At 36.1% G+C, this 26,850-nt stretch carries 24 protein-coding genes; 3 read left to right on the top strand and 21 right to left on the bottom strand.

The features are described 5' to 3' along the window. Position 1 precedes the first annotated feature (1 nt). From HMPREF1140_RS12290 to HMPREF1140_RS12275, 4 genes are all read right to left on the bottom strand, one after another. Positions 2-2,644: a valine--tRNA ligase gene (locus HMPREF1140_RS12290; RefSeq protein WP_009664140.1), complete on the bottom strand. Its 2,643-nt coding sequence runs from the start codon at positions 2,642-2,644 to the stop codon at positions 2-4. Between the two features lie 11 nt (positions 2,645-2,655). Then, on the bottom strand, positions 2,656-3,474 hold the full coding sequence (locus HMPREF1140_RS12285) for a tetratricopeptide repeat protein (RefSeq protein ID WP_009664055.1): 819 nt from the start codon (positions 3,472-3,474) through the stop codon (positions 2,656-2,658). Next, positions 3,465-4,694, bottom strand: coding sequence for a DUF5716 family protein (locus HMPREF1140_RS12280; protein WP_009664216.1), 1,230 nt, complete (start codon positions 4,692-4,694; stop codon positions 3,465-3,467). Before HMPREF1140_RS12280 ends, HMPREF1140_RS12285 begins: the two co-directional genes overlap by 10 nt. Positions 4,695-4,755: 61 nt before the next feature. Continuing rightward, complete coding sequence (locus HMPREF1140_RS12275; protein ID WP_009664045.1) at positions 4,756-8,313, bottom strand: DUF5717 family protein; 3,558 nt, start codon at positions 8,311-8,313, stop codon at positions 4,756-4,758. A 177-nt stretch (positions 8,314-8,490) separates the two neighbouring features. Here HMPREF1140_RS12275 and HMPREF1140_RS12270 point away from each other — a divergent pair, with 177 nt between their 5' ends. Further along, entirely contained in the window at positions 8,491-9,018 is a 528-nt protein-coding gene (locus HMPREF1140_RS12270) for a DUF4364 family protein (RefSeq protein ID WP_007592661.1), read from the top strand. 24 nt (positions 9,019-9,042) lie between these two features. Here HMPREF1140_RS12270 and HMPREF1140_RS12265 read toward each other — a convergent pair whose 3' ends face one another. The 14 genes from HMPREF1140_RS12265 to ruvA all read right to left on the bottom strand — a co-directional run bounded on the left by HMPREF1140_RS12265 (position 9,043) and on the right by ruvA (position 22,823). Further along, positions 9,043-9,753 (bottom strand): ABC transporter ATP-binding protein, encoded by a 711-nt coding sequence (locus HMPREF1140_RS12265; protein WP_009664047.1) that lies wholly within the window; start codon positions 9,751-9,753, stop codon positions 9,043-9,045. 8 nt (positions 9,754-9,761) lie between these two features. Further along, positions 9,762-10,514 carry an ABC transporter ATP-binding protein gene (locus HMPREF1140_RS12260; RefSeq protein WP_009664166.1) on the bottom strand — a complete coding sequence of 251 codons (753 nt, stop codon included), beginning with the start codon at positions 10,512-10,514 and terminating at the stop codon, positions 9,762-9,764. Further along, complete coding sequence (locus tag HMPREF1140_RS12255; RefSeq protein ID WP_009664172.1) at positions 10,514-11,473, bottom strand: branched-chain amino acid ABC transporter permease; 960 nt, start codon at positions 11,471-11,473, stop codon at positions 10,514-10,516. The genes HMPREF1140_RS12260 and HMPREF1140_RS12255 overlap by 1 nt, the downstream gene beginning before the upstream one ends. A gap of 7 nt (positions 11,474-11,480) precedes the next feature. After that, positions 11,481-12,362 (bottom strand): branched-chain amino acid ABC transporter permease, encoded by an 882-nt coding sequence (locus HMPREF1140_RS12250; protein WP_009664128.1) that lies wholly within the window; start codon positions 12,360-12,362, stop codon positions 11,481-11,483. A 120-nt stretch (positions 12,363-12,482) separates the two neighbouring features. Further along, entirely contained in the window at positions 12,483-13,664 is a 1,182-nt protein-coding gene (locus tag HMPREF1140_RS12245; RefSeq protein WP_009664178.1) for an ABC transporter substrate-binding protein, read from the bottom strand. Between the two features lie 198 nt (positions 13,665-13,862). Further along, complete coding sequence (gene gltA / locus HMPREF1140_RS12240; RefSeq protein ID WP_009664168.1) at positions 13,863-15,254, bottom strand: NADPH-dependent glutamate synthase; 1,392 nt, start codon at positions 15,252-15,254, stop codon at positions 13,863-13,865. Continuing rightward, positions 15,254-16,147 (bottom strand): sulfide/dihydroorotate dehydrogenase-like FAD/NAD-binding protein, encoded by an 894-nt coding sequence (locus tag HMPREF1140_RS12235; protein WP_009664185.1) that lies wholly within the window; start codon positions 16,145-16,147, stop codon positions 15,254-15,256. Before HMPREF1140_RS12235 ends, gltA begins: the two co-directional genes overlap by 1 nt. Positions 16,148-16,287: 140 nt before the next feature. Further along, a complete protein-coding gene (locus HMPREF1140_RS12230) occupies positions 16,288-17,313 on the bottom strand; it encodes a sugar kinase (protein WP_035620622.1) in 1,026 nt (341 codons plus the stop codon). 23 nt (positions 17,314-17,336) lie between these two features. Beyond that, positions 17,337-17,831: a dihydrofolate reductase gene (locus tag HMPREF1140_RS12225; RefSeq protein WP_009664131.1), complete on the bottom strand. Its 495-nt coding sequence runs from the start codon at positions 17,829-17,831 to the stop codon at positions 17,337-17,339. Position 17,832: 1 nt separating this feature from the next. Further along, a complete protein-coding gene (locus tag HMPREF1140_RS12220; RefSeq protein ID WP_009664180.1) occupies positions 17,833-18,456 on the bottom strand; it encodes a hypothetical protein in 624 nt (207 codons plus the stop codon). After that, the gene (locus tag HMPREF1140_RS12215; protein WP_009664109.1) at positions 18,443-18,889 is read right to left on the bottom strand and encodes an NUDIX hydrolase; all 447 of its coding nucleotides are present in this window, start codon (positions 18,887-18,889) and stop codon (positions 18,443-18,445) included. Before HMPREF1140_RS12215 ends, HMPREF1140_RS12220 begins: the two co-directional genes overlap by 14 nt. 68 nt (positions 18,890-18,957) lie before the next feature. After that, positions 18,958-21,207 carry a U32 family peptidase gene (locus HMPREF1140_RS12210; protein ID WP_009664174.1) on the bottom strand — a complete coding sequence of 750 codons (2,250 nt, stop codon included), beginning with the start codon at positions 21,205-21,207 and terminating at the stop codon, positions 18,958-18,960. Positions 21,208-21,209: 2 nt separating this feature from the next. After that, positions 21,210-22,208 carry a Holliday junction branch migration DNA helicase RuvB gene (ruvB, locus tag HMPREF1140_RS12205; protein WP_009664070.1) on the bottom strand — a complete coding sequence of 333 codons (999 nt, stop codon included), beginning with the start codon at positions 22,206-22,208 and terminating at the stop codon, positions 21,210-21,212. Positions 22,209-22,232: 24 nt separating this feature from the next. Beyond that, positions 22,233-22,823, bottom strand: a complete 591-nt coding sequence (ruvA, locus tag HMPREF1140_RS12200; protein WP_035620620.1) for a Holliday junction branch migration protein RuvA — start codon at positions 22,821-22,823, stop codon at positions 22,233-22,235. A gap of 123 nt (positions 22,824-22,946) precedes the next feature. Between ruvA and HMPREF1140_RS12195 the strand changes: the two genes are divergently transcribed. After that, the gene (locus HMPREF1140_RS12195) at positions 22,947-24,020 is read left to right on the top strand and encodes a ribonuclease H-like domain-containing protein (RefSeq protein WP_009664164.1); all 1,074 of its coding nucleotides are present in this window, start codon (positions 22,947-22,949) and stop codon (positions 24,018-24,020) included. Positions 24,021-24,163: 143 nt separating this feature from the next. Here the strand turns inward: HMPREF1140_RS12195 and HMPREF1140_RS12190 are convergent, their stop codons facing one another. Next, the gene (locus HMPREF1140_RS12190; protein ID WP_009664106.1) at positions 24,164-24,712 is read right to left on the bottom strand and encodes a DUF5662 family protein; all 549 of its coding nucleotides are present in this window, start codon (positions 24,710-24,712) and stop codon (positions 24,164-24,166) included. Positions 24,713-24,938: 226 nt separating this feature from the next. Between HMPREF1140_RS12190 and HMPREF1140_RS12185 the strand changes: the two genes are divergently transcribed. After that, entirely contained in the window at positions 24,939-25,142 is a 204-nt protein-coding gene (locus HMPREF1140_RS12185; RefSeq protein WP_007592698.1) for a cold-shock protein, read from the top strand. A 68-nt stretch (positions 25,143-25,210) separates the two neighbouring features. Here the strand turns inward: HMPREF1140_RS12185 and hslO are convergent, their stop codons facing one another. Beyond that, positions 25,211-26,095 carry an Hsp33 family molecular chaperone HslO gene (gene hslO / locus HMPREF1140_RS12180; protein ID WP_009664088.1) on the bottom strand — a complete coding sequence of 295 codons (885 nt, stop codon included), beginning with the start codon at positions 26,093-26,095 and terminating at the stop codon, positions 25,211-25,213. After that, a complete protein-coding gene (locus HMPREF1140_RS12175) occupies positions 26,096-26,848 on the bottom strand; it encodes a class I SAM-dependent DNA methyltransferase (RefSeq protein WP_009664125.1) in 753 nt (250 codons plus the stop codon). Positions 26,849-26,850 lie beyond the last annotated feature (2 nt).

Here is a 26,850-nt window from a genome sequence, read left to right as displayed (position 1 = left end):
ATCAGTCGGCTAATCTTGCAAGCTGCTCTCTTACCTGTGAAAGCATCTGCTCATAGTTTTCAAGCTTTTTCTTTTCTTCATCTATTTTTGCCTGAGGAGCCTTGCTTACAAACTTCTCGTTTGAAAGCATACCTGTCGATCTGGCCACCTCACCGATAAGCTTCTTTTCTTCTTTTTTAAGTCTTTCAACTTCTTTTTCAATATCTACAAGCTCTTTTAAAGGTAAACATATGGATGCATTCGGTATTGCAACTCTTACGGAGTCTTTCTCAACAGTACTGTCATCCGAATCTATTATAAGCTTATCAAGTCCTGCAAGCTGCTTAAAGAAATCTCCGGCACTTTCAAAAGTATCTCTTATCTTTTCGCTTTCACTTACGACAATTCCCTTTGCCTTATGTGAAGGAGGAACATTCATAGATGCTCTTACATTTCTTATTGCTCTTACGGCTTCTTTTATAAGCTCGGCTTTATTTTCATCATCCTCAAAATTGTACTCGGGATTTTCTACAGGCCAAGGCTCAATCATTATACTCTTGACATCTTCATTTACGGTACAATATATTTCCTCTGTGATAAAAGGCATAAAAGGATGTAAAAGCTTAAGTATGTTGTTAAGAACATATATAAGTACGGCAAGTGCAGTTTCTCTACTTTCGTCTTCCTTATTCCAAAGTCTTACCTTTACCATCTCGATATACCAGTCACAGAACTCTTCCCATGCAAAGTCGTATATCTTTGAAAGTGCTATACCAAGTTCAAATTTATCCAGATTTGTTGTAACTTCCTTTATAAGTTTGTTTGCCTTTGAAAGTATCCACTTATCTGAAAGCATAAGCTTTGAATTGTCTATTTTACCCGGCTTGTCCTCACCTATGTTCATCATGATAAGTCTTGCGGCATTCCAGATCTTATTTGCAAAGTTTCTGGCACTTTCCACTCTCTCATAGTAGAATCTCATATCATTTCCAGGTGCATTTCCTGTAATAAGCATCATTCTAAGCGCATCCGCACCATACTTGTCTATTACCTCAAGCGGATCGATACCGTTTCCGAGAGATTTACTCATCTTTCTACCCTCGGAATCTCTTACAAGTCCATGTATAAGAACAGTATGGAAAGGTGATTTTCCGGTCTGCTCATAACCTGAGAACACCATTCTTACTACCCAGAAGAATATAATATCATAACCTGTTACAAGAACATCCGTGGGATAGAAGTACTTCATTTCCTCAGTATCCTCAGGCCATCCCAGTGTTGAGAAAGGCCAAAGTGCTGATGAAAACCAAGTATCCAAAGTATCCTCGTCCTGTACAAGCTCATGGCATCCGCATTTCGGACAGCTTTCAGGTTTTTCTCTTGCAACCGTTATCTCACCGCATTTTTCACATGTATATGCAGGTATCTGATGTCCCCACCAAAGCTGTCTTGAAATACACCAGTCTCTTATATTTTCAAGCCAATGTAAATACGTCTTTGCATAGCTTTCAGGTACAAACTTAAGTTCTCCCGTCTCAATCGCCTTTATTGCAGGCTTTGCCATCTCGTTCATAGCTACAAACCATTGCGGCTTTATAAGCGGCTCTACAACTGTCTTACATCTGTCATGTCTACCTACATTGTGGCTGTGAGGAACCACCTTTACCAAGAGACCTGCTTCTTTTAGATCATTTACTATAAGTTTTCTTGCCTCATATCTGTCAAGTCCGTCATACTTGCTTCCCGGCATATCAATAGTCGCATCATCATGCATTATATTGATTTCAGGCAGATTATGTCTTTTTCCTACCTCAAAGTCGTTAGGGTCATGTGCAGGTGTTATCTTAACACAGCCTGTTCCGAACTCTTTGTCAACATATTCATCAGCTACTACAGGTATTTCTCTTCCTACCAATGGCAGTACCAGCTTTTTACCTATGATATCTTTATATCTTTCATCCAACGGATTTACCGCAACCGCAGTATCTCCAAGAAGTGTCTCAGGCCTTGTTGTGGCAATCTCGACAAATTTTCCTTCTTCTCCTACAACAGGATACTTTATATGCCAGAAATTGCCGTCCATCTCAATATGTTCAACCTCGGCATCTGAGATAGATGTTTTACAAACAGGACACCAGTTTATAATCCTGCTACCTTTGTAAATATACCCTTTTTCATATAATCTGAGGAAAACTTCCTTTACAGCCTTTTGTCCCTGTTCATCCATGGTAAATCTTTCTCTGTCCCAGTCTGCAGATGAACCAAGTCTTTGAAGCTGATTGATTATTCTTGTACCGTAATCATTTCTCCATGCCCAGGCTTCCTTTAAAAAGCCTTCTCTTCCAAGCTCGTGCTTATCCTTGCCCTCGGCTTTAAGCTTTTCAATAACCTTTACCTCTGTAGCGATAGCCGCATGGTCCGTTCCCGGCTGCCAAAGCGCCTCATATCCGGCCATTCTCTTATATCTTATCAGGATATCCTGCATAGTATTATCAAGTGCATGTCCCATATGCAGCTGACCTGTGATATTTGGCGGCGGCATTATAATTGTAAAAGGCTTTTTATCCTTATTTACCTTTGCATGGAAGTACTTTTCTTCCAACCATTTTTTATATATTCTGCCCTCTATTTTTTCAGGGCTGTATGTCTTTTCCAATTCTTTCATATCTACCTGCCTTATTTCATATTTCTGTAATCCGCTTTTAAATCAGCGATATAATCACCTAAAACTTTTTTCTTCCTTGTCGTATCTTCCATATCGAATATTGAATTTACATTCTTTATTCTTTCACTTTCACCAACGCCTTCTAACGCTATATCAAAAGCTTTCTTGGCTTCACCTGCCAAATCGGTTTTTAAGAGTTTACCCATTTCCTCATCGTTTTCTTCCTCATATGATGATATAAATATTCTCTTAAGAAAATATATTTCCATCAAAATCACATCATCATTTGTAAGTTCATATGACTTTTTCAACGCATCCGAAGCCTCTTCATACAAAAAAAGATTTGCATAAATAACACCGAGATTATGATACACACTTCCTATAAAACCGTTCTCAGCCTTTGTATCCATATCAAGGATTTCCAGATAGTACTTTTTTGCCAAATCATACTTTCCTATATAAAACATATAGTCCGCTCTTTGCTTGGCAACTTCATGTACCGCCATTTTCTTTATCTTTCCCATGGCATTTCTGAAAATTATTGTCTCTGCATTATTGTACAGACTGCATGAATCAATGATATATACCAAAATATCCTCATCAGCCGTTCCGTTGGACATTTTTCTTTTCACATTATCGGCTAAGACTTCTAAATTCAATTCATCCCTTATAAATTCAACCAAAGCATCACTTACTATTCCCTCGGTGACTAAAATGGGATTCTCAAATATTATATAGCACAACTCTTCATAACTGTGTATGTTCAGTGATAATACTTCTATATTGAAAGGCTTTTTTACTTTTAAGGCTTCACATAGTATTAATCCCATATATTTACCTCGATATTTCTCTTTACATCGGTAGGCGGATACATATCTCCAAAGCCTGCATCCTCTATTTCGACATTCATGATTTTATCGTCCAAAAATTTTGTTCTGAAATAAAATCTTCTTGTCTTTATAGGCCTTTTAGGTAGAAAGTCCAGTACAATAGGAATGTTTTTCTTGACCTTACCGTCAATACCTGCCACACTGATATCAATTACTTCCTTCTCATCAGGTATCATTAAAAGTTCAGTATCGGGTTCATCCCAAAAGTCTCCGGCCTTTGCAAGGTATATCTTTCCGTCTTTACCGTTGTTCTCTACATTTATATAAACATCCGACCTCAGTCTTCCTTCACAAATTGCAGTTAAATTATATATGGAGTTCTCACTCGCAAGGTCAACACCTTTAAATGCCGCACCTTTTGCGAAAATATTTGTATCAAGATATACCTTACCTCTTGAACACAGATAACTTATAAATCCGTCTGCCCACTCATGTTCTGCAAACACCTGCCCTGTGAGAAAAATAGATGAAAATTTTTTCTTATCCATTACTTTCTCGGCAACTGAAGTCAAAATCTTATCTGCAAGCTTGGCTCCTGACGGATTATTAAGTATCTGCAGGTTAAAAGCCTCATCCATATTTTCAGACTCCGCATTAACAAGCAGTTTTCTTGAATTTCTGTTTACAAGCATTTCATAGTATGTAAGACTTACATCAGAAAGATCGTACATTCCCACTTTATTGTTCCATATATCTTTTTTTAATGAAAGAACAAAATAGATAAAGCTTTCTTCCTTGCTGATTATATGTATATGGTTCGGTTGATAACCAAGTCCTACAAAGGCCGCCCTTATATCACCGACTATGTCTTCTTCCAAACCTGACATAGCTACAACTACTTCATCAGGCTTTTCCTTATATAATTTTTCCATTCCGGCATTTATTATTTCTCTGAAGTAAATTTTCAATATTTCTTTTCCTTCATATCTTGTACCGTCAATGGTTGCTATACCGTCTTTTCTTGTCAATTTTAATAATTTATCGGTAATTATACCTTTTCCGTCCAATGCCAAAGCATAAGCATCTTCACCCACTACCCAGGCATCTTCACCCTTTTTTTTGCTTATAACAGTGGGGAAAATTAATGCTTCATCATCGGGGTAAAATATAAGATTTGTACTTATATCCGATAAAGCGATTCCAAGTACCTTTGGATTCATCGTATCTCCCATTTTATATAAATATCAAATGTAAATATAAAACTTACATTCCTTTCATTTTTTATATCAGTGTAAATAAATTCGCTACCAACTCGTCTTTGTACACAAACTCGGTCAATTTTTCCTTGATTTCTTTTTCTTTGTCTTTTGGCAGTTCCGCTATATCATTTATAAGAATAAACCTGCTCTCTCCGGCATTATCCCCTTTACTGAATTGAACACAGTCATTTACTGAAACTTTCATATCACCGTCTTCATTTTCAAGAATCTGATATTCCCATATCTCGTCAGAAAAAATCTTCTTATATTTAACAAATATATTTTTATAGATATTAGGAAACTCCTCCTCAATAAAATCATCATTTAAAGGAAAAATTCTTGACTTCAATATAACCGAATCTTTCTTTGCCTTGTATTCAACAAAAGCAGATTCCAGTATATCTCTTTCAACAGGTACAAACTTTGACAGATTTTTAAAATACGAAAATACCATTCCCATATCACAAAGATTATTTACTATCTGCTCACATAGTCTTGTCTGCTTAAAGTTAAGATTATCCTTCTTTGAATAATACTTTGACAATGCCAGCATATAAATATTCGGGAACTCCTTTATATCGTCAACATCACTGAGTCCGTCTTCCAGATACTCAAATATATTGTCTTTTATATTTTCATCATTCATGAAGAATAAATCACTCTTTACAGTAAAATATGCTCTTATGATTATATCCGTAACTCTTTTTCTCTCTGTATAAATTCTAAAAGCCTCATCCAAATCTGCTGTCTGATTTGAGAAAAGCATTTGTATAAGCAATCTTTCTTCAAAATCATATGTTTCTATATTTTTCTCAACACATAATTTCAGACAATCCAACATATTTTGTGTTTTTCCGTTGTATACCTTTGCAATAAATTCCAAAGTTTTATCTGTGTACTTTTCATCTTTATAAAGATTAAAAGCCATCAAAGCAAGTATTTTATTTTGATTAAATGCTTCATCGTCAATTGCCTTAATAATCAGCTTAAGTAATTCATCTTTTTTGAAGTTATCGACTCCGAAGAATTTGACTACATCTATTGCCTCTTTTACATTTCCGATATTCATCAATGTATCACAATACATAAAGATATTGTCTTCATCCAAATTCATCTCTGCCGTCTTATATAGAAGCTTAAAGTTAATCTCTTCTTCCTTCTCTGAAGCTTTCCATAAATGTTCAATAAGCTTTGATAAAAGTATATTTTTAAATCTTGAATCAATGTCTATTTCATCCAATACACCTTCTATTAAAACTATATCTTCATCACTGATTTCACTGCTCTTTGCAATCTTTCCAAGCATCTCAAGCCTGTGCATATCATGATTTTTATCCAACTCATAAGACCTGTCTATAAGATTTTGCATATGGAATATCTTATCTACAGTCATATTTTTTGGATAATATCTGTTGCCCTCACAATCCTCTGCAAGGATAATTGCATTTTCCGAATACAGTGCTACAAAAGCCCTGTTATTTACAAGTTCATATTTCTTTTCACCGTTCAGCTCCGGATATACAACCACTATAGAACCCGCTTTACCTTCAGGCACTCTCACATCATATGAGTTCATTAAAAACGGAATGATTTTTGCCAATCTTTCATCTATATCATCATCTTCAAGAATTCCGGAATAAATATTTATAAGATGATCATCCATTTTCAATTTCATTGCATTATCAATGGTAAAAATCTTTATTCTCTTTATAAACTCTCTGTATATTTCACTGTTATGCGGATAAAACTCTACGATATTTTCAAATATCTTCACCTTAAAGTCATCAGCCATCGAGTTTATTCTTTCAAAATGCTTCAGCACAGATTCAGGTATAGGTAAATCATATTTTTCGGGAAGCGAGTAAACAAAATACTCATATATGCCTTCCACCGGCAATCCCTTTTCAATACATCTTTCGTACCATGCATTTACATACTTTTTTCTTACATTACCTTTTATAAAAATCTCACATATATCTATAAGAAGTTCATTGCCTGGCAATGCATTGTATATTGAAAGAAGAATATTTAATATAGCTCCGTTAATTTTCTTTGTCTCTCTTACAACGGAGAGTATTTTCTCCGAAAGACTAACCGATATAAGATTATTTCTTATACCGAAGCTGAGTGCCAACACTTCAAATCTTGTACAGCTTGTCAAAAGATGTGGATTCTTGCAAAGTAAAAGAGCATATTCCATCATCAATATTTTTGACCTGTCACCAAGCTCAAAAGCTCTCTTCAAAAACTTCTGTCTTTCCGCCGGGTTGTCTGCAAGACTTTCATCAAGATTTAATACAAGCATAAATTCAATGTTTGAATGATATTTCTTATATAAATCCTTAATAAGCTTTGTAAGATCTCTCATCTTTTCGCCATCCGGATACATATATGTATCCAGGTATTCTAAAATCAGATACTCATCTCTAAGTTCGTGCCTGTTCTCTTTTATTTTTGAATCCAGACTGTTGATAATAGACTTTGCCGTAGCCTTATCTCCCTGCATCAGGTATATTTCAGCCTTTAAAAGCTTTACCAAAAAACTCCTGTATGTACTTGCCTGTAATCTGTCCAGTACCGCAAGCATTTTAAATAAAATCTCATTTTTTTCGATTTTATCGCTGCAGAGTTCATGCTCAACTCTAAGCTTTACATAACTGATCCACTGTTTTCTTTCAAATATTCTTGCTTCTCTTTGATATTCTTTTTCAAGATTTTTATTTATTACAACTTCAAGATACTTTTCATTTAAACCGTTACAAAACCTTATACTCGCAACATTTTTCCTGTCTTGCAAGAGTTCGGAATCTATAGTAAATCCCAGTTCAAAAGTATTATCTTCAAAGTTTTCGTTTTTAATTTTATCCGTATTTAATTTAATAAAACCTGCATTTGTTGATACGTCAATATCAAGCAAACCCCAGTTTTCTTTGTGAACTTTGACGGTATAAACTTTATCTTCTTCTACTGTATTTAAATAAAGCGAATCCGATTCAAGCAAAAAATTCACTGCTTCTTTATTTCCCACAGCCTGCAGGAAATTTTCAAGGTTTAATCTGAAGTTATTACCCTTATTAAGTACTTCGTAAATCTTTTGATATCTCAGGTCCTTCATAAAGCCCGACTTACAAAAGTCTTTATACATAAAAATAGCCAATGCAATATTTATGTCTTCCTTTGCAATGACCATAAAATCGTCCACTGTCTTTAATGACTCAAGCACAAGTACAGTATCGGTATTTTTTATATAAAAAGTATAGGGTATATCTCTTTCTCCGGCATTTGTTACCAAAGTTATAATACCCTCTATCTTTTCTTCTCCGCTCAAATTCTTCGAGTTGATCTCAAGTACAACTTTGTTCTTTATTCCGCCAAAAGTTGCATCGACCACTCTTACTCTTATATTGTCGGAATATGCCACTCCTCTAAACGGTACTTTGTTGTCACTTCGTACCTCTATTTCAAAGCGAACGGCTTCATCCATCTTTATAGGCAGTTCTATATTATCCGGCTCACAGACCAATATAGGTAATTCTTCTTCAATAATCCCTTTTGCCAAACGATTGATTCGCTCTCTCATTTATACACCTCTTCCATAAACCATAACCTACATTTTATCATAAATAATAATGAATTTCTATATCTAATCGGCAGTTAGTAATCCGCAGGCAATCGAATAAAATAACCGGTAATGTATTACACTTTACATAATATCCCATTTGTTGTAAAATCTTTATATTACACAGGAGGTCCGACGATGCTCTCAGAACCGATGACTTTATATAAGTTAATGATACTATATATGTTAAAACAAGTTAAGTTCCCACTTACAAACTCAAATATATCCGACTTTTTTGTCAGTAAAGAATATACTACATACTTTATAGTCCAACAGGCTCTTTCAGAGCTTTTGGAATCAAACTTACTGAGTGTCGAGAATATAAACAACAATTCCAGATATGAAATGACAAAAGAAGGCAAAGAAGCCCTCTCTTTTTTTGAAAAACAGATCTCTCCGGCTATCATTACAGATATCAACGAGTTTATACAGACAAATAAATTCCGTATGAGAAATGAAGTTTCCACTACAGCAGAATATTATAAGCTTCCGGGAAACGATCTCATTGTACATTGTGAAGTTTTGGAGGGAAAAACCCCACTTATAAATATAGAAATAAATTCCCCTGATGAAGAACAGGCCAATATTATGAAAAACAATTGGCGCTCATGCAGTCAGGATATTTATCAGTATATTATGAAAAGGCTTCTTGGAGGCATGGAATAAAAAAGGACACTTATGTGTCCTTTTTTATTCCCCAAGATATGCTTTCTTTACACTGTCATCATCCATAAGTTTCTTTGCATCACCCTCAAGCACTATATTCCCTGTTTCAAGAACATAGGCTCTGTCGGCAATACTAAGAGCTTTCTTTGCATTTTGTTCAACCAAAAGTACAGTTGTTCCGCTCTCATGAATTTCTCTTATAATATCAAATATCTCATTTACATAAAGAGGTGAGAGTCCCATTGAAGGCTCATCCATCACAATAACTTTAGGATTGCTCATAAGAGCTCTTCCCATTGCAAGCATCTGCTGCTCACCACCTGAAAGTGTACCTGCAATCTGAGTCTTTCTCTCAGACAGTCTTGGAAATCTCTTATAAATTTTTTCAAGACTTTCTTCAATTCCCGCCTTATCATTTCTTATATATGCGCCAAGTTTCAAGTTTTCAATTACCGTCAAATCACCGAAAACTCTTCTGCCCTCAGGCACATGTGCCATTCCAAGCTTAACTATATCATGTGCTTTTGACTTGGTAATATCTTTGCCGTCAAACTCGATACTTCCTTCTTTTGCACTGAGAAGCCCTGTGACCGTGTGCAAAATAGAAGTTTTTCCTGCACCGTTTGCGCCTATAAGAGCAACTATTTCACCTTGATTGACGCAAAAGCTTGCGCCCTTTACAGCCTTTATCATTCCATAGTTCACGACAAGATCTTTTACTTTTAATATTTCCATCGTTCCTCCTACTCTCCCAAATATGCTGTAATTACATCAGGATTATTAAGTACTTCACTCGGTGTTCCGCTTGCAAGCTCGGTACCGAAATTAAGTACCGTAAGTTTTTCACAAATTCCGGCTACCAACTTCATATCATGCTCAATCAAAAGAATTGTAAGATTATACATATCTCTGATTTTTCTGATTGTTTCCATCAACTCTTCCGTCTCATTAGGATTCATACCTGCCGCCGGCTCATCAAGCAAAAGTAAAGAAGGACTTGTAGCAAGAGCTCTTGCTATCTCAAGCTTTCTCTGCTCACCATAAGGCAGATTTCCCGACAGAACATCTTTCTTTGTGCCAAGTGAAAATACATCCAGTATCTCCAAAGCAAGATCATCCATTTCCTTTTCCTTTTTGGAAAATCCGAACATATGAGTCATGGATGTAAGCAGAGGATATTTTACCTTTTCATGTAATGCCACTTTTACATTATCTAAAACCGACATATTTGAAAAAAGTCTAATATTTTGAAATGTTCTTGCAATACCCATATTATTGATCTGTGTAGGTGTTTTTCCGTTTATAAGATTTCCGTCAAGTCGTATTGTACCTCCGGTCGGCTTATAAACTCCTGTCAAGAGGTTAAAAACTGTAGTCTTTCCTGCACCGTTCGGTCCGATAAGACCGTATAACATTCCTTTTTCAATATTAAGATTAAAGTTGTCTACCGCCTTTAATCCTCCGAATTGAATCCCAAGATTCTTACACTCCAGCATTAATCCTCCTTTCCAAGCTTTCTAAAGGTTTTATTCAGTGATAAATTAGCCTTAAACTTACTGTTGTTAAATATCATCATCAAAATCAATACTATAGCATAGAGTAACATTCTCAAATTGTCCGCACCTCTTAAGAATTCAGGTAATACTGTAAGAATTATTGCGGATATTATTGAACCCGGAATATTTCCCATACCTCCAAGAACCACAAATACAAGTATCTCAATTGATTTATTATAGTCAAAAATATTAGGCTTTATAATACCTACATTATGAGCATAAAGTGAACCTGCAAGTCCTGCAAAACCTGCTGCTATAACAAAAGCGCTTACCTTATACTTACTTATCTTTATTCCTATAGACTCCGCCGCAATATCATTGTCACGAATTGACTTTATCGCTCTTCCGTCTCTTGAATTTATAAGATTTGAAATCAGCACTATACATATTACCATGATAATAAATACAACTGTAAAATTATTGTAATCGGAATATAAAGGAATCTTACTAAGTCCCTTCGATCCTCCGGTAAAATTAAGATAATTTATAACAGACTTTATTATCTCTCCGAATGCAAGTGTTACTATAGCCAGATAGTCACCTCTAAGTCTAAGCACAGGTACACCTATCAAAAATCCGAAAACAGCCGCCAATATACAACCGCAAACCACAGCTATAAAAAATGACAGTGCCGGAGGTAAAAAGCTTGTATTGATGGAAATCAAAGCACTTGTATATGCTCCTATTGACATAAAACCGGCATGGCCCAGAGAAAGTTCCCCTAAAAATCCTGTTACAAGATTCAGTGAAACAGCCAACATTATGTTCACACATATAGGAACTATCAAGGATTTATATTGTCTGCTGAGTATTCCGGAGTTTATCAAAACAAACACCAACACATAGGCCAGTAACATTATTGCTATATTAAATATAGTTTTTTTATTTAATATCTTCATACCACACCTATACCTTTACAATCTTCTTCTTGCCCAAAAGCCCTGAAGGTCTGAATAATAAAACGACAATCAAAACTCCGAAAACAATAGCATCCGCAAGCTCTGTTGAAATATATGCCTTAGACACACTTTCAATAAGTCCCAGAAGTATTCCACCAAGCATAGCTCCCGGTATACTTCCGATTCCTCCAAGAACTGCAGCCACAAACGCCTTGATACCCGGCAGTGCTCCAAGTGTAGGCTTCATAGACTGGTACTGACTTATATACAAAATACCCGCTACAGCCGCAAGTGCTGAACCTATTGCGAAAGTCATCGATATGGTACTGTTTACATTAATACCCATAAGTTCCGCCGCTCCCTTATCCTCCGAAACGGCTCTCATTGCAGAACCCAGCTTAGTCTTGTTTATAAACAATGTAAGTAAAATCATTGCAACAGCGGTCACTACCAATGTAACCAGAGTAATACTTGAAATTATAACCGGTCCTACCTTTATATTATCGTTTGGAATTACAGATTGAAAAGGTATCGGTGTTGAACCGAATATCAATAAAGAACTGCTCTGTAAAAAGAAGCTCATACCTATTGCAGTGATAAGTACTGCCAAAGGCTGTGCTTTTCTAAGCGGCTTATACGCAATCTTTTCAATCAAAACGCCCAAAACGGAACATACAATAACAGTTAATAAAAGTGCTACCGGAACAGGTAAACCCAATACCGATATACTAAAATAAAGAGCATATGCTCCTACCATTATTATATCTCCATGAGCGAAATTTATCATTTTAGCTATACCGTATACCATTGTATAACCTATAGCTATCAATGCATAAATGCTTCCTGTCCTCAATCCGTTTATTAACTGTTCAATAAAGTTAATTAACATTTTTTTACCCCTCTTTACCTAAACTACGGAAAACTCCTACCTTACGTTAGAAGCTTTCCGAGGTCTATGTCAGAAAAAGAGGATGGGACAATAATCCCGTCCTCTTTAAAATTTCATAGATTAATCAAAAAGCTTATACTCTCCGTTTGTAATAGTAACAAACTTAGGCTCCTTGTTCGGCTCACCGTCGGCATTGAATGATACTTTACCGGTGATACCGTTTACCTCTATCTCGGTCATAGCCTTGATAAGGTCATTGCTCTCAATGCTTCCTGCCTTCTCCATAGCCGCCTTGATTACATAAACTGTATCGTATCCGTCAGCTGCGAACTGGTCAGGTGTTGCCTTATATGCAGTCTCATATGCCTTTGTGAAATCTGCTGCAGAAGGGTCTGAAGCCAAGAAAGGACTTAAGAATACTGCACCTTCAACAGCGCTTGGATCTGTAACCTGTCCTAAAACTCCGTCCCAACCGTCAGAACCTACAAATGCCGCATCGATACCCTGCTGCTTTGCCTGCTGTACAATATATGCTGCAGCTTCATAATATCCCGGTACAAATATAAGCTTGGCTCCTGAAGCCTTGATCTGTGTCAACTGAGTTGTAAAGTCTACATCATCATTTGTGAATGACTGCTCATTTACAAGTAAATCAGACTTTCCGGCTGTGTTAAGCTCCTCTTTAAAAGCCTCATATACTCCTGTTGAATACTCGTCAGAGTTGTTGTAAAGAACAGCAACACTCTCATATCCCTGATCCACAACGAAATCTGCAATCATCTTTCCCTGAAGAGGATCTGTAAAGCAAAGTCTGAAAACATTTGGATTCTCAGTGATTGCCTTAGCTGAACCCGAAGGTGTAATCTGTAAAATATTATCCTTTGCTGTTAAATCTGTAAGTGCAAGTGATGAACCGCTTGTTACAGCGCCCATAAATACATTGATTCCGCTGTCCATAAGATTGTTATATGCGTTAACAGCCTTATCTTCTTTAGCTTCATCATCCTGGAAGTTAAGTGCAAGCTTATATGTCTTGTCTCCAACCTTTACTCCTCCTGCCGCATTGATCTCATCAATAGCAACAGTAGCACCGTTCTTAACTGAATTACCGTAAGATGCCGCACTACCTGTAAGCGGTCCTGTAGTTCCTATTGTAAATACATCACCGTCAACTTTTGCAGCAGCTTCAGTCTCAGCCTTTGATCCTGAATCCGCAGCTTTATCCGAACCTGCGTTTCCGCAAGCTGTCAATGCCAATCCGAATGTCAATGCCATTGCTGACAATAATACTCTCTTCTTCATAATGCCTCCATAAATTAAATTTTATAAAACTCATCTCATTATATTTATTTCATATAATTCTGTCAATAAACACATTTGAAATGCATATATATTTTTTTCATGGCAGGTATAACAAATAGATATAACAAAGCCTTTATAACCGTTAATTTTTACTAAATACGACTATAAAGGCTTCATTTAATTCATATTATTTTATATTTATTTTTCTGAGAGATACTCATGTATTCCTCTTGCTCCGGCTCTTCCGGCCTCCATAGCAAGAATAACCGTAGCGGCACCTGTTACGGCATCACCACCTGCAAAAACTCCCTTTCTGGAAGTTTGTCCGGTCTTTTCATCGGCTTCAATACATTTCCACTTATTGATATCAAGACCTTCTGTAGTTCTTGCGATAAGAGGATTAGGTGAAGTACCGAGTGACATGATAACAGTATCACAGTCGATAACGAACTCACTTCCCTTTACCTCTACCGGTCTTCTTCTACCGCTGGCATCAGGCTCTCCAAGTTCCATTCTGATAACTTTCATTCCCTTTACCCATCCCTTTTCATCCTCAAGGATCTCAACAGGGTTTGTAAGTATATCAAATATAATACCTTCCTGCTTTGCATGATGAACTTCTTCAGCTCTTGCAGGCAATTCGGCTTCACTTCTTCTATATATAACATGTACTTCCGCACCAAGTCTTAGAGCGGTTCTTGCGGCATCCATAGCCACGTTTCCACCACCTACAATACATACCTTTTTACTCTTAATAATAGGTGTGTGATAGTCGTCTCTGAAAGCCTTCATAAGGTTATTTCTTGTAAGATACTCGTTTGCCGAAAATACTCCGTTTGCGTTCTCACCCGGAATACCCATAAACATAGGAAGACCTGCACCTGAACCAATAAATACGGCATCAAATCCCTCTTCTTCCAAAAGCTCATCTATTGTAACCGTTTTTCCGATGATAACGTCCGTCTCAATCTTTACGCCAAGGTCGATAACATTTTGAATCTCAGGTAAAACAACTTCATCCTTAGGTAATCTGAACTCAGGAATTCCGTATATCAAAACTCCACCCGGCTCATGTAACGCTTCAAATATGGTAACTTCATATCCAAGTTTTGCAAGGTCGCCTGCACAGCTGAGTCCTGCAGGACCTGAACCGATTACAGCAACTCTTTTGCCGTTCTTATTCGGATTTGCCTTTGGCTTAATACCCATTTTTCTTGCAGTATCAGCTACATATCTCTCAAGCTTACCTATTGAAACAGCCTCACCTCTGTTTCCTCTGATACATACACCCTCACACTGTGTCTCCTGTGGACAAACTCTTCCACATACGGCAGGAAGTGAACTTGACTGTGCGATAACATCTGACGCACCTTCAATATCACCCTTTAATATTTCCTGTATAAAAGCGGGAATATTTATAGATACAGGGCAACCCTGTATACATTTAGCATTCTTACAGTTAAAACATCTTGCAGCCTCAGCCATAGCCTCTTCCTTAGAGTATCCAAGGCATACTTCTTCAAAATTTTTAGCTCTTACTTCAGGCTCCTGCTCAGCAACAGCAACTTTCTTCCACATATCCTGTGCCATTATTTGTCACCTCCACATACGCCACATCCGCCATGATGTGTTTCGCCTTCTACAACCTTCAAAAGTTCTTTACCTTCTTCTGTCTTATAGATCTGCAATCTTTGAAGTGCTTCGTTGAAATTAATCTTATGTGCATCAAACTCAGGTCCGTCTACACATGCAAACTTAATTTCATCACCTACAGACAGTCTGCAGGCACCACACATACCGGTACCGTCTACCATGATTGTATTCATACTTGCGATAGTCGGTATGCCGAGTTCTTTTGTAAGAAGTGATACAAATTTCATCATTATCATAGGACCGATAACTACACAGTGGTCATACTTCTTGCCTTCATTTTCAACAAGGTCTTTTACCTTATCCGTTACAAGCCCTTTGAATCCGTAAGAACCGTCATCTGTACATACATATAAATTATCCGATACGGACTTAAGCTCGTCCTCAAGAATTACAAAGTCTTTGCTCTTTGCACCCTGAACCACATCAGCCTTAATACCTCTTTCAAAGAGCCATTTAACCTGTGGATATACAGGAGCTGTACCAAGTCCGCCGGCTACAAAAAGAATCTTCTTCTTTTTTAATTCCTCTATGTCTTCGCCTATAAGATCACTTGCATTTCCAAGCGGTCCTACAAAGTCCATAAACTCATCGCCTTCGTTGAGCTCATCTGCAATCAGTCTGGTTGAGCCGCCAATAACCTGAATAACTATGGTAACAGTTCCGGCTTCACGGTCATAGTCACAGATTGTAAGCGGAATTCTCTCACCCTGCTTATCCTGCTTTACTATAACAAACTCTCCCGGAAGACATTTTGCTGCTACTCTCTTAGCCAAAACATCGAATAAATAAATGTTTTCAGCTAATTTTCTTTTCTTCACAATAGGAAACATATTGCTTATCCCTCCAAATAGATAAAATCTCAAACTTAATATTAACACAAAAAAATAAAAAAAACAAACTAAATAAAAGCAATATATAAGAACAGTTCGTTATTTTTTTGGCTAATTTAACCTTAAATGTTATTTTTTTACTACCTGTTCATTTCAGACTTATAGCCGTCAGTCATATTATGATCCGCAATTATATTGTCGATATCATTCAGATTTGAAGAAGGCACATCGCCCGGTATAGTGTTTTTTACGGCAGAATATGCATTGCCGTAAGCCAACGCTTTTTCACAGTCAAGTCTGTAATGCAAAAGACCGTACAATGTTCCTGCAATATATGCATCTCCGCTTCCTATTCTGTCTACAACATCAATTGCCTTATAAGGTTTTTCCGTATAATACTTATCCTGATAAGCATTGTATATTACGGATCCGAAATCATGCACCTTCGGTGAATGTACCGTTCTTTGTGTAGATGCCACTATTGAGATAGGATACTCCTCGGTAAACGACTTCATAATTTCTCTTACATCTCCGGTCTTTTCGAAAGTAAGTCTGGCCGTATCCTCGGAGCAAAAGAATATATCCACAAAAGGCAATATTTTTTCTATAGTCTCTCTTGCCTCTTCGCCCGACCAGAGATTGGCTCTGAAATTCACATCAAATGATATAATCGATCCGTTCTCTTTAAATTTCTTTATCATTTCTATTGCGGTTTCTCTTGATTTTTCACAAAGAGCCAATGTTATGCCGGTTGTATGAAAACATGTGGTAGACTTATACATATCTTCCGGAAACTCGTTTACGCTTATAGTTTCAAAGCATGAATTTTTTCTGTCGTATATTACATTAGGCTTTCTTGGATATGCACCATTTTCGTAGAAATATATTCCAACTCTGGCATCTTTGTTTGAATCATATATTATATAATCGTCACTGATTCCATAAGATCTGACAGTATTCTTTATATATGCACCCATTTCATGTGAAGGAAGCTTTGTTATAACACCGGTTTTTAACCCTAGAAGCGATGCACCTACAGCAACATTTAACTCCGCACCTCCTACCTGCCTGATAAGCGTGTCTCCTCTTACCAATCTGTCATCTCTTACAGGTGAAAGTCTTAAAAGCGCCTGTCCCAAAGTCAATAAATCAAATTTCTTATCCATTTCTTTGCCTTTCAAAAAATTATCTAAACTCTTTTATACATTCTGAATGTATAAGGTATATCAAAATAAGTTTCTTCCTCTGTTTCAAGGACAAGATTCCATTCTTTATCCAGATCCAAATTCAAAAAATGTCTGTCCGCCGCATACTCATAGTCAATATATGTAACATGAGCAACATTGCAATAGGGCAAGAAATTCCTATAAACACTTTCTCCCCCTATAACAAAAACATCTTCATCATTTATATTATTTTCTCTGAGGTACTCCAAACACGACTCCAAACTGTTTACTACTGTTGCACCTTTTATTTTTAAGTTTTTATCTTTTGATAAAACTATATTCTCTCTTCCCGCAAGCGGCTGAGAACCGGGGAGTGACAATAATGTATTATGTCCCATTATTATCACCTTTCCTACAGTCTCCTCCCTGAAAAGTTTCATATCTTTGGGAATCGAAACCAAGAGCTTCCCCTTATTTCCGATTCCCCATTTTTTATCTACCGAAACAATTATATTCATTCTATTCCTCAGCTATAATCAGTTCCTTTGCATAAGGCAATGTCTCTATCCATTCACAAAAACTTCTCCACTCATCAAGTTTATGATGCTTTCTTGATTTATAAATATTAATGAGTGTCTCATAATTTAATGTACAGGTTCTCATTTGATTGTAGCTTGAAGGTAAAAGCTGTATAAGGTCATACCAAAGTGCCTTATCCTTAGTTTCCACATATTCAAGTCTGATTTTTTCCATTTCATCTACAAGAGCTCTTAAAACTTTCAGACCGTTCTCAGTCAGATGATCATGTGAAAAATCATCTATCTCAAAAGGCTTTGAATGAATCTTGTGCATCGTGGATGTGGAGTTTGCAACTGTAGCAACCTTATATGTATCGTACTCTTTCCACCAATACATAGGTGCGGTTATATCAACGGAAAGCATTACCTGCCTTAAATACTTTCTGTGATCGCTTGTTCCGGCATTTCTAAGCCTTTTTGCAAGCGATAAATCATTCTCTCCTAAAATATATTGACCGTTTTCATCATAATAACTGTCAGATCTCGCCCATGAATTCATCGGATTTCTTGCGCCTCTTATGGCATTTTCCAAATTCATAACATAAACTCTGTTAAAATCTATCATCCCATCTCCCTTTTCTTTTTAATTCCATATACATATTATAGCCTCTTTCAAGCATCATTCTTTCATTTGAAAATTTCAAAAGATGAAAAGATTCATGGTATTTATAATACCCCGAATCCACAAAATATTCTTCTCTTTGCGGTCTTGAAAAATAGCTGTCGGTCTTCATCAAGAACCAATGTACTCTTTTATCGATTATTTCCGTACTTGTGTTAAATGTATAATGGCTGGTTCCTATAAATTGTACTATTTTAGCCTTTGCTCCGGTTTCTTCGTAAACCTCCCTCAGTGCAGTCTTCTCAAATGTTTCACCCGGTTCCACAGTTCCTTTCGGTAAAACCCATCCCTCATATTTATTTTTATAATTTTTAAACAAGGTCAATATCTTTCCGTGATATATAACTACACCACCGCAGCTGGTTGCTTCTATCATTCCACACCTCCACTTTAGTGATAACTAAAAGAAGTATAAACTAATGCCGCTCTATAGTAAAGAACATATCACTCAATGCCTCTTTTTAGATGTCCTCTTGTAAAATCCGAAACATTTTCAACATCCAGACCTTTAATAAAATAATCGAAATATTTTCTTATAACAGCCTTTGTCTCTCTCTCATTCTCTGTGGTAAACCAGAGTCTCAAAGTCCCCGGTGAGATTTTTTTTATATCTTTTTCCATTCCTATAACTGAAAGCGGCTTTGAATTAAGTATTGTGTTATAACAAAAATCGCAATGTGTTTTTACCTGCATATCACTGTTTTTTCTATCCTTTAATACAAGTACTTCCTTCTTATGATCACATCCCTTTGTTGTTTTCTTTAAACATTGTGCCGAAACCATCATAGGTATCTTACCGTAAGCCACCATTTCATTTCCCGGATTTCCAAGTTGCTTCATCTCATTCAGATTAAGCTCCAAAGGATATGTAAGTCTCTTTACATTAAACTTTTCATTATAAAAATCTATAGTTCTTTTATTGTAAGCATAAATATTATAATCAAGTATAATGCTTGCCGAAGCGTCTATATTATCATTTATATAAAATATCTCTTCCAGACTTCTGACTATAAAATTATCAAATTTAAAATCTCTTATCGTATTTAAATACTTATCGAAAAACTTCTTTGCCTCATCTCTGAAAATATGCGGCATATATAAATTACAGCTGTTTGAATAAGACTTTAATGTGTTTATTTTTCCGGTGATTCCTTCATATCCAAGCAGTTCACTCTCTATACTTATCTCATCAAATACAATACCTTCCTCCCTTGCAAATTGAATTGCACCGTCTATCTGGTCCATGCTCTCGCAAAGAATATTGAGTTTTACTCTCTCGGATTCTTTTTTCTCACCACTTATAATCGGATGTATAAATCCTTCGTATTCCTTTATATCCGAATCATCTCTTGTATACCTTGTTAAAATTTTCTCTTCAAGCTTATCCAAGGCCTCTCTTCTTATCTCGTTTAAAGCCTTCAAAGGTATAAACAGATTATCATCCAGCTCTATACTTAAGTTTTCAAAATAAAACCTGCTGTTACCCGTCTTTTTTAGTTGCTTGTCCACATCTTCCAAAGAAACAGCCTTGTTCTTTGCAGGCTGAGGTATGTCACCGATAATTTCTACAGATAAAAAATTATCAAATTCTTTATCTCTGCCATAGACATCTTTTAAATCATTTATACTTATATCAAATATTATAGGCATATTTTCTTTTAATTTAATTGAACCTGAAACAGCCAATTGCTTTTTACCTTCAACAAAAGTCTTGTCAAGATAATCAAAGTACTCGGTATTCACCTGCTTACTTACCGGCTTTTCATGCAAAGCAATCATATCCTTACCGTTATGCTCCTTATAATATCCGTCAGTTTGTCCCCCTCTGTCAAAGAGGTCAAGTAAAAGCTTTCTATCCGCTTTCTCCACACTATATCCGGCTCTTCCTTTTTCATTATAAAGATCCAGATACTTTCTCCAGATACTCACCACACCTGCGGTATATCTTGGCGCCTTCATTCTTCCCTCTATTTTCAAGGAATCGATTCCGGCTTCTATAAGATCCGGCAAAATATCCAAACTGCAAAGGTCCTTACAACTTAAAAGATTTCTTTCATCGGCTTTATTAAGTTTTTTGTTGCCTTCATACACATCATAAGGCAGTCTGCAGGTTTGAGCACATCTTCCTCTGTTACCGCTTCTTCCACCAATCATCGAACTCATAAGGCACTGCCCCGAATACGAATAGCAAAGCGCACCATGTACAAAGCACTCTATCTCAATATCACTCTTTTTATCTATGTCTCTTATCTCTTCCAAAGATATCTCTCTGGCAGGAACTATTCTGCTTGCACCCTGATTTTTTAAGAATATTGCTCCGTAGCTTCCTGTTATAGTCATCTGAGTACTGGCATGTACCGAAAGTTTCGGAAAATGCTTTCTTATAAATTCAAATACACCGAGATCCTGTACTATAACAGCATCAACACCTGCATTATAGTAAGTCTTTATATAAACAAAAAGCTCTCCGATTTCACTTTCCTTTAAAAGAGTGTTTACAGTCATATAGACATTTACACCGAAAGTATGAGCGTATTCAATACCTTTTATTAAAATATCCTCTTCCGGATTATCGGCATATGCTCTGGCTGAAAATTTTTTCCCGCCTATATATACCGCATCCGCTCCTGCATTGACTGCCGCCACAAGACTCTCATATGAGCCGGCAGGAGCCAAAAGCTCTACATTATTCATTCTTAACCTTTCATTTCAATACCGAGATGGATATATGCATTCTCCGTAGCAACTCTTCCTCCCGGCGTTCTGTTTATAAGCCCGTTCATCAAAAGATATGGCTCATATACATCTTCCAAAGTACCTGCATCCTCACCCAATGCCGCACTCAAAGTATTAAGTCCCACCGGACCTCCTCCAAACTTTTCTATAATAGTGAGTAAAATCATTCTGTCATTGTTGTCAAGCCCAAGCTTGTCAACATCAAGTATATCAAGTGCATAATCCGCAACCTTTTTATCTATCACACCGTTATACTTTACCTGTGCGAAATCTCTGACACGCTTTAAAAGCCTGTTTGCAAGTCTTGGAGTGCCTCTACTTCTTCTTGCAATTTCCACAGCTCCGCTCTCATCTATTTCCACTCCCAACACCATCGATGAACGCATTACAATCTCTTTTAATTCATCTGTAGTATAAAATTCAAGCTTTTGCACCACACCGAATCTGTCTCTGAGCGGTGCTGTAAGCAGTCCCGCTCTTGTAGTTGCACCTACCAAAGTAAACTTCGGCAAATCAAGTCTTATACTTCTTGCACCGGTTTCCTTACCTATTACAATATCTATTGCAAAATCTTCCATTGCAGGATAAAGCACCTCTTCCACCTGACGATTCAGCCTGTGTATCTCGTCCACAAAAAGCACATCACCCTCATTCAGATTATTTAAAATAGCAGCCATATCCCCCGGCTTTTCAATTGCAGGTCCTGAGGTAACCTTTAAGTTTGTCCCCATCTCATTTGCAATAATATTACAAAGCGTAGTCTTTCCAAGCCCCGGAGGGCCGTAGAAAAGCACATGGTCAAGACTTTCTTTTCTAATCTTTGCCGCATCTATATAAATTTTAAGATTTTTTCTTATTTTATCCTGACCGATATATTCATTTAAAAATTGAGGTCTCAGACTTTTTTCTATTTGTTTATCTTCTTTTGTTATTTCAGTTGAAATTATTCTTCTTTCCATTTATATGCCCACTATATCTTATTCTTAGAATATCGCCATCTTTTTTAAAGCAATTTTCAGTATATCCTCTGTAGTATCTGAATCACCTATCTCAATACTTCTTAACACCTTATAAGCTTCACTGCTTGAATATCCCAAAGAAACCAAAGCTTCCACAACTTCACTTTGTGCTCCGCCATTTGCAGGCTTTTCACTCTCTATGGATGTGATGCTTTCAAGATCAACCTTCTCTTTTAAATCAAGGATTATTCTCTTTGCAATCTTAGGTCCTATACCCTGAGCCGCACTTATCGCCTTGTGATCATCGGAAACTATAGCCATCTTCAAGTCAAATGTACTTAAAGTCGACATTATACTGAGCGCCGCCTTCGGACCGACACCACTTATTCCTATAAGCTTTTTAAACATACTAAGGTCAGCTCTGTCTAAAAATCCGTATAATGTATGTGCATCCTCTGAAATCTTCAAATATGTATGTATAACAATATCTTTTCCATTTGATATATTTTCCAGATCTCTACCGCAAACAAACACTTCATAACCCAAACCGGCACATTCCACTATTATATTGTCAATATTTTTTTCTATAACAATTCCTTTTATATATGTAATCATATCTCTTCCCAATATTTTAATCTCCAGACTATAATATCATATAGCAAGATTACAAATCAAACAAAATCGAACACACTTTCGCAAATTATTGATTAAAACATTCGAGGATATTATAATACAGGTATGAAAGAAATTAAAAAGATTTTTAAAAATAATATAAAATATGATTTATCAAAAATAGGAAATCCAAAAAGAGTACTTTTTTTTGATATAGAAACCACAGGACTTAGTCCGAAAAATTCAAAGCTTTATCTTATCGGCTGTATAAGTGTTGAAGAAAATAATTTAAACTTTAAGCAATGGTTTTCCGAAAGCATATCTGATGAAACGGCCATGTTGCAGTCCTTTTATGAGTACGCCGCAAATTTCGATACTTTGATTCATTTTAACGGAGACGGATTTGACCTTCCTTATATAAGAGAGTGTGCTGGGCAATACTATCTTTTCAATCCGCTTGATGATTATGAAAGCATTGATATTTACAAGAAAATAAGGCATCTGAAGAAACCTCTCGGACTTGAAAGAATGAACCAGAAAACATTGGAGGAATTTCTGGGACTGTATCGAGAGGATATATATACCGGAGGCGAACTTATAGAATTTTACTACAGATATACACAAAATAAAGACTCGAATATTTTACATACCCTACTCTTGCATAACGAAGAAGATCTCCTGGGTATGTTAAAGGTTGTGGAGATGCTTTCTTATTCCGATTTTTTCAACTCAATCTTTGTTCCGGAGTCAGTACATGTAAATAATGATAAACTGTTTTTAAATTTCATCTGTAACGAAACTCTACCGCATGATTTGAAACTCACCGACGATGTGTCACTATATATTTCAGGTAATAAAGTAGAATTAAGCATACCTATATTAAAAGACGAGTTAAAATTTTTCTTTGAAAATTACAAAGACTACTATTATCTGACAATTGAAGATTATGCTGTGCATAAAAGTATAGGTGAATTTGTAGACAAAGCAGTAAAGAAAAAAGCCACTAAACAAACCGCTTATATCAGACAGTTTGCCGATTATATATACTGTTTTAATATGTCTGATATTGATGAAACATTTAAAAAAGATTATAAATCAAAAGAAAAATATATAAATTTAGCAAAACTTGATTTTGATAACAAAGAGTTTTTCAGCAAATACTTGGTCGAAATATTCAAACATTTCAAACTATTAAAATAATAATTAGATTATTCAGAAAATAGATACAAAAAACATTGAAATAAGTTGTAAATTTATAAAGTCCTTATAAATTCAGATTATAAGGACTTTATGTATTAACTCAATATATATTTTCAATTTTTTATACAATTTATAATATAAAATCAATATACATACGGATGTTTTAAAAGCCATCTCATATATGCCAAAGCCTTCTTTTCACCCTCATTCTTATTCATAAGCAGGATTTTTTCAAGCAACGCTCTTGTATCCTTATGTAAATCAATATAATCTTTTCTTTTACAGTAATAGTCCCATGGAACATCTGTTGTGTAGCTGTCTCCGGAATATACCTTTGAAGCCGCAATTCTGTCACAGCACATCTCAAGCACGTATTTTAGAGGCATTTTCATACCCATAAGACCGTCTTTTTCGTCAGGACCGTAGTCAATCCAGTACTCAAAATGATGTTTATTTCTTCCCTTATGATGTAGCCATGAACTTGAATATCCCTTTTCAAGCTTCTCGATGGCATTCGGACTCCTGTCCCCTTGATAGTATTTTATACCTATTAAAAACTCTTCAGGCGAATATTTGCTCAAATCGTGTAGGAATCCCTGCTTAATTAGGCCTATTTTGAAACAAAGGTCCATTACAGTAAGCTTATGTTTATTTATTGTCTTTAAATGATTAAATACACTGTTATTATGCATAATTATCTATCTCCTCTAATTAAATATTTGACAATATACACATTACGTGATACTATATGATTACAGATAAAAATTACCACTTGAATGCTTGATGATAGAAAGTTTTACTTTCATCTAAACAAAGAACGACTTTCAATTATCCCAAAAACGGATTTTTGAGCCTGTAATCTTTCAAGCTATTTAACTTTTTTCTGTAGTTACACTTTTTTATTTGGAGGCATTATTTATGAACAGAGGTACAGTTAAGTGGTTTAATAACCAAAAAGGTTACGGTTTCATCTCAGATGAAGGCGGAAGTGATGTATTCGTACATTTTTCCGATTTAAACATGGAAGGATTTAAGACTCTTGATGAGGGAATCTCAGTTGAATATGATTTAACCGAGGGTGCTAAGGGTCCGCAGGCTGTAAACGTTACAGTAGTCAGATAATCATAGATATGTTTAAAGAGCTCTTTAAAGAGCTCTTTTTTTATCGCCTTCTCGTCAATACAACTTAACTATCTTGTTGTAGCTTTTTTCAGCATTTCCTCAAGCTCGTTCACATTAAAGTCATATGCCTTATTACAAAAATGACATTTCACCTCTATAGGCTTACCATCATCTATCATTTCCTGCAATTCTTTTTCTCCGACGCTTATAAGAGCCTTTTCTATTCTCTCCTTATCACAATTGCATTTAAAGCAAAGATCAAGACTCTCATTAAATTCAAGATCCATATCTCCCAAAATACTTTTAAGTATATCATTTGGAGACATACCCTCACTCAGCATTGTGGTCACCGGTTTCAGATTATTGATTTTAGTTTCAAGCTTATCTATTATCTCATCAGGACAATGTGGCATAAGCTGTATAATAAATCCTCCTGCCGCATTTATTGTATTATCTTTATTTAACAATACTCCAAGTCCGACACTTGAAGGTGTCTGTTCACTTGTTGCATAGTAATATGTCAAGTCTTCAGCTATTTCTCCGGATAAAAGTGCCACCTGACCTACATAAGGTTCCTTCATTCCGGTATCCATTATAACACTCATAAGACCGACACCTATCGCCTCGGCAACATCAAGTTTGCCTTTTGCATTAGGCGGAATAATAACCGTAGGATTAAAAGGATATCCCTTTACTTCACCTTTATTGTTTGCTGTTGCAATCACTCCTCCGAGAGGTCCGTCGCCCTCAATTTTTAATGTAAGGAGATCTTTTTCTCCTTTCATCATACTTCCCATCATTGCCGCCGCGGTAAGCATTCTTCCCAATGCCGCAGTCGCCACCGGTGAAGTATTGTGATCGTTTTTGGCTTCCTCTACCAGATCTTTTGTATTTGCAGCAAAAGCTCTTATATATCCGTTTGCCGCAGTGGCTTTCACCATATAATCTTTCATTTACTTTCCCTTCTCTCTGGCTACAAAAAGTATTCTCTCAGTATTTTCGCTTATATCTCCATAGGTATCCGCATCCATATATTTTTCAAGCACCATATTACTTGAATCTATCGCAGATAATATTTCATCGAAAGTATAAGCTTTTTGTACATGTCTTTCTTCAAATCTTTTGTAACTGTCATCTTCAAGCTTTATAAAAAGGTTCAAATCATATTCATTGATTCTTTTATCAATGTCGTATGTATTTTCCCATATAAAACTTGCCTGCTCTCTTACCTCAGCAAAAGTATTGTCTCCCAGTATATTTTGATATTTATATTCAGTATTCATATCAAAAATAAAAAGCCCATTAGGATCCAGATAATTATTCACCCAGGCAAATACCTCTTTAAGCTCAGATAATTCTCTTATATAATTCAAACTGTCACAGCGAGATATTATTGCTCTTACAGTACCGTACAGCTCAAATTCTCTCATATCCTGACAAAGATATAATATATCATTGCCTGAAGCACATTTCTTTTCCATTGCAACATCAAGCATATCATATGAATTATCTATTCCTATCATATCATATCCGAGATTTGCAAGCCTTTCGGTAATTGCTCCGGTACCGCAACCCAGATCACATATCAGCCCGTCTTTTATATTCTCTTTATATAATATATCCTTTATCTGCTCCACCCACTTGTCATAGGGAACATTGTCCATGAACAAATCATATACTTTTGCAAAATTTGTATATTGCTCCATTA

The organism is Lachnoanaerobaculum sp. ICM7 (assembly GCF_000287675.1).
In the GTDB taxonomy this organism is placed as follows: Bacteria; Bacillota; Clostridia; order Lachnospirales; family Lachnospiraceae; genus Lachnoanaerobaculum.
Note: the sequence above shows the minus strand (reverse complement) of the source record. Positions and strands in the feature narration are given on the sequence as shown.